Here is a 14,072-nt window from a genome sequence, read left to right as displayed (position 1 = left end):
TGTTGTGTGCGCCATGCACCCCCCTTTTTTTTGTGTGTGTGGGTGCCCCGGGGGTGCGGGCGACACCACAGTTACACTTGTCGCGCAACTGTAAAACAGATAGCGTAGAACAATACACGTACAAACGCTGGGGGCTGGTAGTTACAAAGTCGCGAATCCTATATCCGCGGATACGTGGTGATTCTGCTATCATCTTGTCGGCTGCTTGTTCTTGCATAGACTCTTTAATTAGTTAAGAATCGAGAGGCAGCTATTAATCAATATTGTTATTTATATATAGTGAGAAGTGATCGATAGCATGAGGGATTCCCAGTCGGGTGGGAGGTCAAGCCGTAAGTTCGATGGGCAACGAGCTCCCGGCTTCAAAAAAGGCGCGCCTCAACGCTCTAAAGAGACACGTTCTGGTGGTCAACAAGGCGGTCAAAGGGCAGAATTCCGCAAACAGAGCACAGGGGGCGGTCGACCTGGACGCAAGTCGAAGTTCGCCTCAGGACGCTCTGGTCCCACACAACATGGTTATCGAGAGGAACGGTCGAAACGCCACGCGAATGAACCCACGTTACCCCCCGATATTTCGGAACGTGATTTAGATCCGAGTGTCCGTCAAGATCTCCGCAGCCTTTCAAAGCAGAACGCTGAGGTCGTTGCCAAACATATGGTCGCCAGCGCCTTAGCGATGGACGAAGACCCAACTCTTGCCCTGAAGCATGCTCGCGCTGCCAAGGACCGTGCAGGCCGTGTGTCTATTGCGCGCGAAACGTGCGGAATCGCCGCCTATCATGCAGGAGAGTGGAAGGAAGCCCTGTCCGAACTACGAGCAGCGCGTCGAATCTCAGGTGGCCCAGGTTTACTAGCGGTCATGGCTGATTGCGAACGTGGGTTGGGTAATCCCGAAAAGGCGATTTCTTTAGCAACCTCGGAGCAAATTGAGAAGCTGGATTCGAGTTCAGCAGAAGAACTGGCAATTGTCGTCGCCGGGGCCCGACGAGACCTAAAACAGTATGATGCTGCGGTTGCTGGACTCGAACAGGAAAACCTTGACGAAAACAGGGATGATGAAGAAGCGCCTCGCCTTTTCTACGCATACGCGGATTCACTTGCGGCCGCAGGTCGTATTGAAGAGGCAAAAGCTTGGTTTCAAAAAACCATTGATCATGACCCTGATGAACTCCTTGACGCAAACGACAGGCTCCTTGAACTCGAGAACTAGTAACGAAGTATCGTCCACGTGGGCGGTGGTTTTCAGTTAGGAATTGACATGACCAACCTGAAAGATAGGTCAGAGTCTGCATCGGGCGATCGTCTCATTGATCGTGCTGATGCTTTGTTTCTTGACTTAGACGGAACCGTGTATCACGGCATGCGACCCATTCCAGAGGCTGTAGCTACCCTCAAACAGGTATATCCGTATGTTGGTTTCAAATATATAACCAACAACGCCTCACGCTCATCTGATACGGTGGCCAACGTCCTCCGTGAGATGGGACTCCCTGCATCACCAGGGGATATTCTGACTTCCGCAGAGGCTGGGATCAGCCTGCTTACAAAGAAAGTGCCAGAGGGGTCAGCAATCCTCGTGTTGGGCTCTTCCGCATTAAAGGAACTAGCCGTCAAAGCAGGTTTTGTCGTTGTCGAATCCGCGGACGATTTCCCCGTCGCTGTCATCCAAGGTCACGCCCCCACGACTGGATGGGCGCAAATGTCAGAGGCAGCGCTTGCCATTAATAACGGCGCAATGTACATCGCAACGAATATGGACACAACACTTCCTACTGAGCGAGGGCTTACCGTCGGCAATGGTTCAATGATCGCGGCGGTTACCTCAGCTACCAGCGTGATACCACTTTCAGCAGGAAAGCCTTCAGGCGATATGTTTACGCAAGCCGCCTCAGAACTGAATTCAGTACGGCCATTAGCCGTGGGCGATCGGCTTAACACTGACATTGCTGGAGGGGTAGCAGCGGGCATGTCGACTCTGATGGTGATGACGGGGGTGTCGGGACACCACGATCTTCTTGTAGCTGAGCCATCAGAACGCCCAACATATATTGCGGAAGATATGACCGCTCTTTTCAGGCCAGCTGTGCAATCAACTCCAGAGCCCAAGCCTGGTTGGAGAATTCACCTGACCCCCGAGGGGGTTCTAACGCTGTCCTCTATTGATAACTCCCACACGCCCAGTAATAAAGGACGTTCTCACGACGCGTTGCTTGGCGCTCTGGCTGTTGTGTGGAGGAAAGGCGCCCCGCCTGTCACGACAGTAACGGCTACTGATGAACATGCACAGAATGTGATTGATACATGGCGGTAACACCAGGAGACGTCGAACGCCGTAGACAGAAGCGCACAGGTGAAGCAAGTAAAACGCCGGAGGAGTTAAATGCCCAGTTGTCTGCGCAATTATATGACATCTTGGACGGGGACCCCTCTGACTTGGCAACGGAGACAGACCGCCTAGAAAAGGCTCATAACCTGCTCTCTAGCGTGTTGGAGGACACCCGTGGCTAAAAAGCCTGCTCGGCGTCGGCTCGACGCTGAACTAGTGAAGCGAAAAATTGCGCGCTCGCGTGACCAGGCCGTTGAGATGATTCGAGGTGGACGCGTCGTCGTTAATGGCCTTATAGCGGTGAAACCTGCGACGATGGTCGCCTCTGAAGCTTCTATCAAAGTCGACAAAAACCTCGATGATGATTGGGCTTCACGTGGCGCCCATAAACTCCTTGGGGCCTTGGACGCTTTCGAGCCCCAGGGATTATCAATTAAAGCACGAAAAATACTGGATGCCGGAGCCTCCACCGGGGGTTTTACTGATGTATGCCTGAAACGTGGTGCTTGCGAAGTTGTCGCCGTTGATGTCGGATATGGGCAGTTGCTCTGGCGTTTGCAAGACGACACCAGAGTGCGTGTCCTGGACAGGACAAATGTTCGCAATCTCACGCCACAACTAACAAACGGGCTCTGCGACGTCATGGTGGGAGATTTATCGTTTATCTCCCTGAAATTGGTCCTCCCAGCCGTAGTAGCATGTATGGATGCGGGCGCAGATCTACTTCCAATGGTTAAACCACAGTTTGAGGTCGGTAAAGATCGACTAGGACAGGGCGGTGTGGTTCGCTCTGCCCAGCTCCGAATCGAAACAACGACGGAGATTGCTCACTATGCCCAAGGTCTCGGACTGTCGCTCCGTGGTGTAGTCGCCTCACCACTGCCAGGTCCTAGCGGTAACGTCGAATACTTTCTCTGGCTCATTAACGATGGCGGGGCGCAGTCAGTAGAACTCAGTAAACTTGAATCGATGGTGACAGCCGCAGTGCAGGAAGGACCCCAATGAAAGAAAAGAAACGGGAAATTCTGCTTGTAGCCAACACAGGTCGAGACTCTAATTTGGCAGCAGCCGCGGAAGCAGCGGAGTATCTGCATGTCGCAGGACTGACAGTGTGGGTTCTGGCGAGTGAGTCTTCAGATCCCATTACCAAGCATCCAGTTCTCGGAACCTTTCCGATTTTTCGGGCAGGCGAGGTTGACACCGATCATATTGAGTTAGTACTCGTGCTTGGCGGGGATGGAACGTTCTTGCGTGCGGCAGATATCGCCCATGCTGCCGATCTTCCGGTTCTCGGCATTAACCTTGGTCATGTTGGTTTCCTAGCTGAGTGGGAGCAGGAATCTCTTCCTGAAGCTCTGCAGCTTGTGATCAATCATAGCTGGCGTGTCGAGGACCGCATGACTCTATCAGTGAGCGTTCACGGCCCTGATGGTCGTAGTCTCGGTCGCGGATGGGCTCTCAATGAGGTCGCCATTGAGAATGTGGATAGACAAGGCGTCCTCGATGCCGTGTTGGAGATTGATCAGCGTCCGGTGAGCTCATTTGGATGTGATGGCGTGTTGGTCTCAACACCAACAGGATCAACCGCATATTCATTCTCGGCGGGCGGCCCCGTATTATGGCCTTCCCTCGACGCAATCCTTGTCGTCCCAAACAATGCCCATGCGCTTTTTGCTCGCCCTCTTGTTGTGAGCCCGTTTTCTGAGGTTGCGGTTGAAACTAATCCTTCCACTCAATCGGCAACCGCGAATTTGGACGGAATCAGGCGGATTCCTATTCCTCCAGGATCTAGGGTTGAGGTTCGGCGGGGCGATCAACCCGTCAGGTGGGTTAGACTGGATGCAGCTCCATTTACCGACCGCTTGGTATCGAAATTCCGGTTGCCGGTGTCTGGGTGGCGGGGACCAAAAAACAATCCGCACCACGATAGGTTGTCGGGTGTAATTCGAAATTCATACTAAATGCTCTCGGTACAACCATTGTTTGGCAGCAATGATGGCAGCGGTGGACGGGATATGGTGCATGCACTGCCGGGCGGTCGTGTACGTGGGAAAGGAGAAGCGTAGTGCTGGTTGAACTTAGCATTGAGAATCTAGGTGTTCTTCCACGTGCTACTGCGTCGTGGTCTCCAGGCCTTACCGTTCTCACTGGTGAAACCGGAGCAGGAAAGACCTTTTTGTTGTCTGGCCTCAAACTGATTCAAGGGACGCGTGCTGAATCATCGCGAGTACGTGAGGGACAGTCTCGGGCTTTCGTTGAGGGAATCTTTGATTTTTCTGAACTCGAAGATGCTGATCGCGCTGCGATTAAGGCTGCAATCGATGATGTGGGCGGCGACATCGAGAATGAAGAGGTTGTGGTCTCCAGGTCAGTGTCGTCGAAAGGACGCTCGCGTGCTCACGTTGGGGGTCGGACCGTCACCGCAGGCCGTTTAGCAGAACTTGTTGATAATTTATTAGTTATCCACGGTCAGAATGATCAATTGCACTTACTATCGAGCGATCAACAACGTGATGCACTCGATTCAATTGACCCCGAGATCGCGCGCATAAAAGCTGACTATCAAGTTTATCGTGATCATTGGCGGTCGGTGACAAGAGAACTTACTCGACGACAGGAGCATCGTCGGGAGATGGCCCAGGAAGAAGACCGACTCCGATTCGCTCTCGACGAGATTGATGCTGTTAATCCATCTCCGCATGAGGATGATCTGCTCATCGAGAAGATTAAGCGGTTGCAGGATGTTGATTCGCTCAGAGACTCTGCAAGCAGGGCGTTTCAGATGCTCACCTCAGATGACGTGGACGATGTATCGTCAGCAACAGATCTATTAGGACAAGCGCAGTCAGCATTATCAGTGAGTCCAGACCCTCAGCTTTCCCGGCTAGGGGCTCAAATTCAAAGCGCAGCGGAACAACTCGCGGAGGTTTCGTCCGATTTAGCCAGGTACTTGGGAGACCTTTCTTCCGACCCCGGTGAACTTGACGCTGCACTTCAACGCCAGGCAAAACTCAATGATCTGACCAGGAAATACGCGTCAACTATCGATGGTGTACTCCAGTGGCGAGACCAAGCATGTGAGCGACTTGAAGGGCTCGATACCTCGACAGAAACAATTGAAAAATTAGCTCAGCAAGCTGAAGAAGCAGGGATTAAAACACGCCAGTGTGCCGACAAATTGACTGCTGCGCGGCGTCGCGCTGCGGTGAAGCTTGAATCAGCAGTTACTGAGGAAATGCGTGGTCTCGCGATGCCTACCTCGTCTTTAGACATCGCGGTGACAACAGGGACCATTTTTCGGAAGGACGGGACTGATGAGGTTGAATTTCGCCTTCGCTCGTTTGATGGAGGGGAACCTCGGCCGCTCATTCAAGCTGCATCTGGCGGTGAATTATCTCGTATAATGCTTGCGCTCGAAGTAGTCTTATCCGCTGAACGCCGTGGGACAACCATCGTTTTCGACGAAGTTGATGCTGGAGTAGGGGGACGCGCAGGAGTTGAGATCGGTCGTCGACTCATGAGATTGTCACGGCGGTGTCAAGTGATTGTCGTCACCCATTTACCACAGGTTGCTGCGTTTGCCGATCAACATCTGGTAGTCACGAAAACGATTGATACGTCGATAGCAGCAACATCGGGTGTCAAGAACCTCACGACCGATGAACGGGTTGAAGAACTCGCTCGAATGCTGGCGGGCCTGGATCATACCGATACTGGTCGTGCGCACGCTACAGAACTCCTAGCCACAGCAGCGCGCGAACGTGCTGCGGAGTCTGTGTAATCGGAATTCTGACCGCATGCAGCGGGGAACAGTACTATCGCTCTGTAACTTCAGTAACAGTAGTTCGGTGCATCAATAGGATTGCCTGGTCGGCGCGCCTCTGTGCATCAAAGCATGTAATCAGGAAAGATGGCCCCCATGAAACTGTTCTCTCGGTCGCAATCGGATCTGCCAGGGTTGACTGCCACAGTTCGAGATATCGCACATTCCTCGAAAGAGCTGCGTAAGATCAGTGAAGGAGACATCGTTGTTCTCGACGGACCTGACATCCCTCGAGGTTTGGCACAGCATGCCATCGATAAGCATGTCTCAGCCGTTGTGACGGAAGTGTCGACGGCGCAAGGGGGCATTCCACGTTTTGGCCCCCAGATGCTTGTCGATGCAGGTATTATCTTCGTCGACGGCATTGGTGCCGAAGGTCGGAGGGCATTACGCACCGGCAAAACCTATCGTCTCGCTGATGGTGTCTTTTACAAAGGTGAGGATGAGGTCGCTAGAGGCCAAGAGGTCACAATTGAGCAGGCTATCACGGTTTTTGAAGAGTCCCGGGAGCAGCTTGGCGACCATATGGAGGCGCTGTCTGGGAATGTTACCGAGTTTGTACGCTCAGAGTCGCCGCTATTTATTGACGGGTTAGGAATTCCTGAAGTCAATGTACCTATCGAAGACCGAAAAGTCATCGTGGTAAGCCCATCGAACAAGTTGGAGACACAGCTCAAAGAATTGCGGTCGTTTATCCGCGAATACGATCCTCTGTTCATTGGTGTGGAAAGTGCAGCTGATCTCTTGCTCGAAAAGGGATATAAGCCAGCGATCATTGTGGGAGACCCGGAACTTATTAACGATCGCGCTCTACGGTCGGGAGCAACAGTAGTTTTACCAGCTGATCCAGATGGCCATGCTGCGGGGCTGGAGCGAATTCAAGATCTCGGAATCGGAGCGATGACGTTCCCGGCGGCTACTGATTCCGCGGCGGATTTGGCGTTGTTGATTGCGAGCTACCATGGAGCGTCACTCGTAGTTAATTGCGGAGAAACTTTTGACGTTGAGATGCTCTTTGACGAGAACAAACGCGATGCGGCTCCCTCTGCGCTCCTCACTCGAGCACGTGTAGGTACGCGGTTGGTAGATGCATCGGCGGTTAACGAACTATATGTGGTGCGGTCCTCAGGGCTAGGCTGGCTGTGGGCTGTAATCGCTATCGTCATTGCGATTATTACTGTGATCCTTATTGCGGGGCTGTCAGGTAACGATTCATTTATCAACAACCTGATAGATACGTGGAACAGCCTCGCGGTTAGCGTTCAGGATCTTTTTAAATAGGCAGTCTCTACAGCCATAGGAGCACAGTTTGTCTTACAATCGATCAGGTATTGCCGTAGCGGGCATTGCGAGCGGGATAGCGTTAGGCACCGTGTTTGGCGTGTATGTATTGGGGCCTCATTCTGGTGCCAGTAGTCAGATCACCCGGCATAATGTTGATACCGAGCGGAAAGTTGACTCGGTGACCGCTGAGCGAAATCAAGCTAATAAGAACGTGCAAGCAGCTGATCAATTAGGTATTTCACTCGCACCTGAAGCTGTGTCGGGGCGACTACAAGACAAAGGTGTCTTAATTATTACGACGCCTGACACCAACAAGGACGATGTCAATGCTGTAAAAGCTCTCATTGAGCCGTCAGGCGGTCATCTTGCTGGAACTATCGGTCTTAAAGACGCGTTTATTAAACGTGGTGGGGGTGACGATTTAAAGTCGATTGCTGCAACGACATTGCCGGCAGGAGTCCAACTCTCGGAACATAACTCATCACCCGGAAGACACATTGGTCAGCTTATGGGCGGAACCTTTTTAAAGAAAACCAGGAGTGGTGATCTCACTAGCAAAGAGCAGTCTACCGGTACGGAGCGCAAGATTGTGAGTGATGCGTTAACCCAAGGGGATTTTATTACTGCTGAAGGCCTCGATCAGTCGGCCGATGTTGCAATTCTCGTTACCGGTGATTCTGATGGTAAAGATGGTAATCGCGACTACGTTGCCGGGTTAATTCATGATTTCGCATATGGGCTGAAGGACAATGGAACAGGTGTCGTTGTTGCTTCTCGTTCCGGGGCTGCTCAGCGTGATGGAGTTGTCGACCGTCTCCGGAAGTCGTCATCGAAGGGTAGTCGAGGAGATTCGGGCAAGGCTGTCTCTACTGTTGATGATATCGACCACTTCACGGGGCAGGTAAGTGCAGTTCGTGCAGCCGCCGATGAAATTGCTGGTAAACAGGGTTCATATGGCACGATGGATGGGGCCAAAGCTACTATCGCTGAGTAGTGTTTCTGGGCTATCCTGGGCTGATATTGCAGCTAATCTGGTGTGAAATGACGATGGCGAAGCTTTCGTGTTATGCTGAAATCCCGAGATTGATTATCACTCCACTAGCGATCCTCGGGAGAACATAGTGTCGCAATCGCGCGCCGAGCATGTTACCAAATTTATCTTCGTCACCGGCGGTGTTGCCTCGTCGTTGGGTAAGGGGCTAACAGCTTCTTCTTTAGGGCAACTGTTAACGGCCCGCGGCTTTAAAGTCACCATGCAAAAACTGGATCCTTACTTGAACGTAGATCCGGGCACAATGAATCCTTTTCAGCATGGAGAAGTTTTTGTTACTGATGATGGTGCAGAAACTGATTTGGACTTGGGGCACTATGAACGTTTCTTAAACCGTGATTTGTCTGGGAACGCGAATGTAACCACTGGACAGGTATATTCTGAGGTTATAGCTAAGGAACGGCGCGGTGAATATCTCGGGGATACTGTTCAGGTGATTCCTCACATCACCGACGAGATCAAGCATCGTATCTTGGCTATGGACCGGCCAGACGACAATGGTGTACGTCCTGACATTGTTATTACAGAGATTGGCGGCACGGTTGGAGATATTGAATCGCAGCCCTTCCTTGAAGCTGCCCGTCAGATCCGTCATGACGTGGGCCGAGAAAATATTTTCTTTATTCATGTTTCGCTTGTGCCGTATCTAGCTCCGTCGGGTGAGCTAAAAACGAAGCCAACACAGCATTCTGTTGCGGCACTGCGTTCCATTGGGATTGTTCCTGATGCACTCGTCTTGCGTTGTGATCGGGAGGTCCCAGATCCGTTGAAGGCAAAGATTGCTTTGATGTGTGACGTTGATCAGGAAGGCGTCATTTCCTGTGCGGATGCTGACTCTATTTACGATATTCCCAAGGTTCTGCATCGTGAACACCTTGATGCATTTTTGATTCGTCGTCTAGGGCTCCCCTTCCGTGACGTTGATTGGGAGGAATGGGATTCTTTGCTCCGCAAGGTGCACGAGCCCGCGTATGAGCTTACCGTGGCGCTGGTCGGTAAGTACGTTGACCTACCTGACGCTTATCTGAGTGTCACCGAAGCTATTCGTGCTGGTGGTTTTGCTAATAACACCCGTGTTCGCGTGAAGTGGGTGCCCTCTGATGGATGTCAGACTGAAGATGGGGCAAAAGAGGAATTAAGGGACGTCGATGCGATCGTCGTACCAGGTGGTTTCGGTATACGCGGAATTGAAGGCAAGATTGGCGCTGTCAGATACGCTCGTACCTATAGGGTTCCCTTCTTGGGTCTATGCCTTGGACTCCAGTGTGTCGTTATTGAAGCCGCGCGTGCCGCAGGGATCGCAGATGCCTCATCAACTGAATTTGATCCCGCGACAGCAGAACCAGTGATCTCGACGATGGCTGAGCAGATGGCCGCTGTGTCGGGAGAAGCGGATCTCGGTGGCACCATGCGATTGGGTGCATATCCCGCTGTGCTCGAAGAAGGATCTGTGGTAGCTGCTGCTTACCAGACCCGAAATGTATCGGAGCGCCACCGTCACCGCTATGAAGTGAACAACGCCTATCGTAGACGGATCACGGAAGGCTCTGGTTTGAAATTCTCGGGTACGTCGCCAGATGGAAAACTCGTGGAATTTGTTGAGTACTCCGATCATCCATACATGGTTGCTACACAGGCACATCCGGAATACAAGTCACGGCCAACGAAGGCACACCCATTGTTCACAGGTCTTGTTAAAGCGGGATTGGTCTACAAGAACGACAGAATGAACTAGTCTGGCCTCCTGGTCTCAACGCGCGCCCCTGCGCCATAAAAACAATAGCCGAGAAGGGGTAGTCACGAATCCTTCATTGAACAGCCCAGACTATCGCTCTGGAGTTGGATACGATGTCTCTGACGACCAGAGCGCGCCAGGTTCGTATGTGTTTACCGTCGAAGACTCGACCTATCTGCTCGACGAACCGATTATTGCCGTACGGCAGGATACTCTGTCAATGCCCGGCGGTGCGTCGGCGCGGCGTGAAATTGTGGAGCATTTTGGTGCAGTGGCGGTCGTCGCCTATGACGGACTCCGGATCAAACTGATTCACCAATATCGCCACAGTGTTGGTCGACGTCTATGGGAACTTCCTGCGGGGTTATTGGATTCAGCTGGAGAAAGCCCCCTTGATGCTGCGATTCGTGAGTTACAGGAAGAAGTGGGGTTGTCTGCGAGAAGGTGGGATTTACTTGCTGATGTTGTTTCCTCGCCAGGGTTTTGTGAAGAAGCAGTTCGCGTGTATCTCGCCCGTGACCTGACTGAAGTTGATCGTCCTGAACCTGAGGATGAAGAGGCTGATCTTCGATCAACCTGGGTCGATCTCGCCAGCGCTGTTGACCAGGTGATGGATGGTTCAATTTGTAATTCCATCGCGGTATCAGGGATCCTGATTGCTGCTCAGGTTATAAACAATGGTTGCTCTCCACGCCGCGTTGATGAACCCTATGAATTACGTCCGCATCGATTAGCTGAGCGCCGTGAAAAACAACTCCGTGAAGCGGGGGAACCCATCGATGATCTGAAGGTAAGAGTAACCGGGGTGTGATCAGACCTTCCCTGCTGGGATCCTCAGAGCGAATTTTATACTCAAGGAGAAACCTATTTCTTTTACAGGTGCTATGGGAGACACTCCCCAGCGGTCTGGAGGTCCAACAATATGGAACATAACCCTGTTCGCGCTGACCAACTAGTATCGGCGTATTTGGATCATCTTGCCGTTGAAAAGAATGCTAGTCCGCATACTCTGTCAAACTATCGCCGGGACCTGAATAAATACGTGTCCTGGATGAAGTTGCGTAATCTTACTATCGATCGTGTCGATGAAAACGAAGTGGAACAGTTTATTGCTGATCTACGACAGGGGGACCCTACCTTAGGCTGGTCGCCGTTAGCGGCGTCGTCGGCAGCACGTGCAACTGTAACTGTACGTTCACTCCATCGATTTGCCCATGAAGAAGGCGCCCTAGTTAGTGATGTTACTGTCGGAGTATCTGTTCCTCGACCCGCGCAAACCTTGCCCCACGCTCTAACTGTCGAACAAGTGGCTCGTCTCATCGATTCATGCCCAATACCTGAGTCACACAATCCGATCGCACTCCGCGACCGTGCTCTCGTTGAGTTGTTATATGGCACCGGTGTGCGGATTAGTGAAGCGCTTAGCCTTGATATTGATTCGATTGATCGGGGACACTCGTTTGTTCGTGTCATGGGGAAGGGGAGAAAAGAACGCCTGGTACCGATCGGGGCTCCCGCGCTACATGCTATTGATGCCTGGCTAGTGCAGGGGCGGCCATCTATGGTCAAAAAAAGTGATAAGGCGTTGTTCTTGAATAACCGTGGTAATCGCTTAGGGCGGCAATCTGCGTGGAAATTCCTTCATTCAGCAGCAGAGCGTTGTGGGCTAGGCGATGCCGTTGGTCCCCACACTCTACGACATTCGTATGCGACTCATCTTCTCCAGGGGGGAGCGGATATTCGGGTTGTTCAGGAATTGTTAGGACATGCGAGTGTGACGACGACTCAAATCTACACAGCGGTGTCTATAGAAAATCTTCGGGAGGTCTATGCCACGTCGCATCCTCGTGCGTGACTGTTGATGTAGATGTGCCTAGCCTTGACCGGTACTCTAAGCACATTGTCGGTTGTTGATTGGTTTTCTCGCTGTTCTAGTCGAACAGATTCTCAACATGTGCTTGAATAAAGTCAAGCTTTTAAACCTGACTTGCGCGGTGTAACTCCTTTGTATTGTAGAGTGAAAAGTGAATTACAGTGATGAGTTTCATCGTTTGAGGGTTCCGGAGGAAGGATTGACTGTGGCTGGATCTTCTCCATTCGAGTCGGATAAAGGTGATCGTATCTTTGACGACTCGAAAACTAAGCTGGGGTTAACTGGCCGGCCTCGGCGTCAGATTCCAGCACCTCCAGATCTTAAAAGACACGGCCCAGCCACTATCGTTTCGATGTGTAACCAAAAAGGTGGTGTCGGGAAGACGACGTCCACTATTAATGTGGGCGCGGCGTTAGCTGAGTACGGTCGCCGTGTCTTACTTGTTGACCTTGATCCTCAGGGGGCATTGTCGGCTGGTCTTGGCATCCCTCATGATGAATTAGATCTCACGGTCTTTAACTTGTTGGTTGACCCCTCGACGTCGGTCCTTGAAACTATTCATCGTACCGCGGTTCCAGGATTGGACCTTGTTCCGGCGAACATTGATTTATCGGCGGCTGAGATTCAATTGGTCAATGAGGTGGGGCGTGAGCAGTGTTTGGGACGTGCCCTTCGCCCAGTGATGGGGGAGTACGACTACATCATTATTGATTGCCAACCTTCACTAGGGCTATTGACTGTGAATGCTTTGTCCTGTTCGCAAGGTGTCATCATTCCAATGGAATGTGAGTATTTTTCGTTACGTGGTTTAGCTTTGCTTACCGACACAGTGGAAAAGGTTCGGGATCGACTTAATTTCAATCTTGATATTATTGGAATCCTTGTGACTATGTTTGATCGTCGAACTCTCCATGCGCGTGAAGTTATGGAGCGAGTCATTGAAGTCTTTGGTGATCAGGTATTTGATTCTGTAATTACTCGGACTGTGCGTTTTCCCGAGACATCAGTAGCTGGAGAGCCCATTACCACCTGGGCGCCCACATCAGAGGCTGCCGAACAATATCGGGGAGTGGCTAGTGAGATGGTAGAGCGGCTAAACCAGTGATAGAACAGGGCTCTGACGACATGACCTACGGTGAGGGAGTCCAAGAAGAGATTACGGGGTTCCGTGTAGCCTTAGCGAATTTTGAGGGTCCTTTTGACCTTCTTTTACAGCTTATTCACAGTCACAAGCTGGATGTTACGGAGGTTGCCCTTGCACAGGTTACAGATGAGTTTGTCAGCTATACCCGCAGTTTGAGTAAGTCAGAGAACCTTGACGAAATTACTGAGTTTCTTGTTATTGCCGCTACCTTGTTAGATCTGAAAACAGCCCGCCTTTTGCCTCGGGGAGAAGTTGAGAGCGAAGAAGACCTTGCGCTGTTGGAGTCCCAAGATCTCCTCTTTGCACGGTTGCTTCAATATCGAGCATATAAAGAAATCGCTGAAGAGCTGCGATTGCGTCATGCGAATGCTGCTCGGCGCTATCCCCGTGCAGTGGGGCTTGAAGATTCCTTCGCGGGACTTCTGCCTCCAATCCGGATAGAACACACTCCACATTCATTTGCAGAAATGGCCGCAGCTGTTTTTCGGCCTCGCCCTCCAGAATCGGTGAGCACTTCGCATGTCCATTCGGTAGCTGTATCAGTGCCAGAGCAGGCGGGCCGCATCCTTTCGATGCTTCGAGCTGTTGGAGCGCAGTCCTGGCGCTCATTTGAGCAATTGACATCAGACTGCACCGTATCAATGCAGGTCGTTGGACGGTTTTTAGCGTTGTTAGAGTTATTTAAAGCTCATGCTACTGACATCGAGCAGAACGAACCATTAGGGGAAATGTTTGTGGCCTGGACTGGTCTAGATGTTGATCCGGCAGTGGTTGCCGCAGCGAATTGGGAATAGTAGCGCCAATGTGGCATCTGTCAAAATATGCGTGGAGTGGAG

The 14,072-nt window shown here is 51.7% G+C and carries 13 protein-coding genes; all 13 read left to right on the top strand.

The genetic code is table 11. The annotated features are described in order from the left end of the window. The first annotated feature begins 298 nt into the window (after window positions 1-298). Entirely contained in the window at window positions 299-1,210 is a 912-nt protein-coding gene (locus V5S80_RS03860; protein WP_395169380.1) for a tetratricopeptide repeat protein, read from the top strand. Between the two features lie 48 nt (window positions 1,211-1,258). Beyond that, the gene (locus V5S80_RS03855; RefSeq protein ID WP_395169379.1) at window positions 1,259-2,311 is read left to right on the top strand and encodes an HAD-IIA family hydrolase; all 1,053 of its coding nucleotides are present in this window, start codon (window positions 1,259-1,261) and stop codon (window positions 2,309-2,311) included. Then, complete coding sequence (locus tag V5S80_RS03850) at window positions 2,302-2,508, top strand: hypothetical protein (protein ID WP_395169378.1); 207 nt, start codon at window positions 2,302-2,304, stop codon at window positions 2,506-2,508. The genes V5S80_RS03855 and V5S80_RS03850 overlap by 10 nt, the downstream gene beginning before the upstream one ends. Next, the gene (locus V5S80_RS03845) at window positions 2,501-3,331 is read left to right on the top strand and encodes a TlyA family RNA methyltransferase (RefSeq protein WP_395169377.1); all 831 of its coding nucleotides are present in this window, start codon (window positions 2,501-2,503) and stop codon (window positions 3,329-3,331) included. Before V5S80_RS03850 ends, V5S80_RS03845 begins: the two co-directional genes overlap by 8 nt. Beyond that, window positions 3,328-4,287 carry an NAD kinase gene (locus tag V5S80_RS03840; RefSeq protein WP_395169376.1) on the top strand — a complete coding sequence of 320 codons (960 nt, stop codon included), beginning with the start codon at window positions 3,328-3,330 and terminating at the stop codon, window positions 4,285-4,287. The genes V5S80_RS03845 and V5S80_RS03840 overlap by 4 nt, the downstream gene beginning before the upstream one ends. A 104-nt stretch (window positions 4,288-4,391) precedes the next feature. Further along, a complete protein-coding gene (gene recN / locus V5S80_RS03835; RefSeq protein ID WP_395169375.1) occupies window positions 4,392-6,107 on the top strand; it encodes a DNA repair protein RecN in 1,716 nt (571 codons plus the stop codon). A gap of 129 nt (window positions 6,108-6,236) precedes the next feature. Next, window positions 6,237-7,430, top strand: coding sequence for a putative cytokinetic ring protein SteA (gene steA / locus V5S80_RS03830; protein WP_395169374.1), 1,194 nt, complete (start codon window positions 6,237-6,239; stop codon window positions 7,428-7,430). Between the two features lie 28 nt (window positions 7,431-7,458). Then, window positions 7,459-8,427, top strand: coding sequence for a copper transporter (locus V5S80_RS03825; protein WP_395169373.1), 969 nt, complete (start codon window positions 7,459-7,461; stop codon window positions 8,425-8,427). Window positions 8,428-8,554: 127 nt separating this feature from the next. Then, entirely contained in the window at window positions 8,555-10,219 is a 1,665-nt protein-coding gene (locus tag V5S80_RS03820) for a CTP synthase (RefSeq protein WP_395169372.1), read from the top strand. A gap of 148 nt (window positions 10,220-10,367) precedes the next feature. Further along, entirely contained in the window at window positions 10,368-11,030 is a 663-nt protein-coding gene (locus V5S80_RS03815; RefSeq protein WP_395169464.1) for an NUDIX domain-containing protein, read from the top strand. 111 nt (window positions 11,031-11,141) lie between these two features. After that, window positions 11,142-12,074, top strand: coding sequence for a site-specific tyrosine recombinase XerD (locus tag V5S80_RS03810; protein WP_395169371.1), 933 nt, complete (start codon window positions 11,142-11,144; stop codon window positions 12,072-12,074). Window positions 12,075-12,339: 265 nt separating this feature from the next. Next, complete coding sequence (locus V5S80_RS03805; protein WP_395169463.1) at window positions 12,340-13,197, top strand: ParA family protein; 858 nt, start codon at window positions 12,340-12,342, stop codon at window positions 13,195-13,197. Window positions 13,198-13,217: 20 nt separating this feature from the next. Next, a complete protein-coding gene (locus V5S80_RS03800) occupies window positions 13,218-14,030 on the top strand; it encodes a segregation and condensation protein A (RefSeq protein ID WP_395169370.1) in 813 nt (270 codons plus the stop codon). Window positions 14,031-14,072 lie beyond the last annotated feature (42 nt).

Source organism: Corynebacterium sp. PCR 32 (assembly GCF_037464985.1).
Classification (GTDB): domain Bacteria; phylum Actinomycetota; class Actinomycetes; order Mycobacteriales; family Mycobacteriaceae; genus Corynebacterium; species Corynebacterium kroppenstedtii_D.
The sequence above is the reverse complement of the archived record's forward strand: the minus strand, read 5'-3'. Positions and strand labels throughout refer to the sequence as shown.

What these genes read in the sequence shown, in the direction of transcription:
- V5S80_RS03860 (WP_395169380.1), top strand. Translation starts at nt 299, where the DNA reads ATGAGGGATTCCCAGTCGGGTGGGAGGTCAAGCCGTAAGTTCGATGGG.
- V5S80_RS03840 (WP_395169376.1), top strand. Translation starts at nt 3,328, where the DNA reads ATGAAAGAAAAGAAACGGGAAATTCTGCTTGTAGCCAACACAGGTCGA.
- V5S80_RS03800 (WP_395169370.1), top strand. Translation starts at nt 13,218, where the DNA reads ATGACCTACGGTGAGGGAGTCCAAGAAGAGATTACGGGGTTCCGTGTA.
- V5S80_RS03850 (WP_395169378.1), top strand. Translation starts at nt 2,302, where the DNA reads ATGGCGGTAACACCAGGAGACGTCGAACGCCGTAGACAGAAGCGCACA.
- V5S80_RS03855 (WP_395169379.1), top strand. Translation starts at nt 1,259, where the DNA reads ATGACCAACCTGAAAGATAGGTCAGAGTCTGCATCGGGCGATCGTCTC.
- V5S80_RS03810 (WP_395169371.1), top strand. Translation starts at nt 11,142, where the DNA reads ATGGAACATAACCCTGTTCGCGCTGACCAACTAGTATCGGCGTATTTG.
- steA (WP_395169374.1), top strand. Translation starts at nt 6,237, where the DNA reads ATGGCCCCCATGAAACTGTTCTCTCGGTCGCAATCGGATCTGCCAGGG.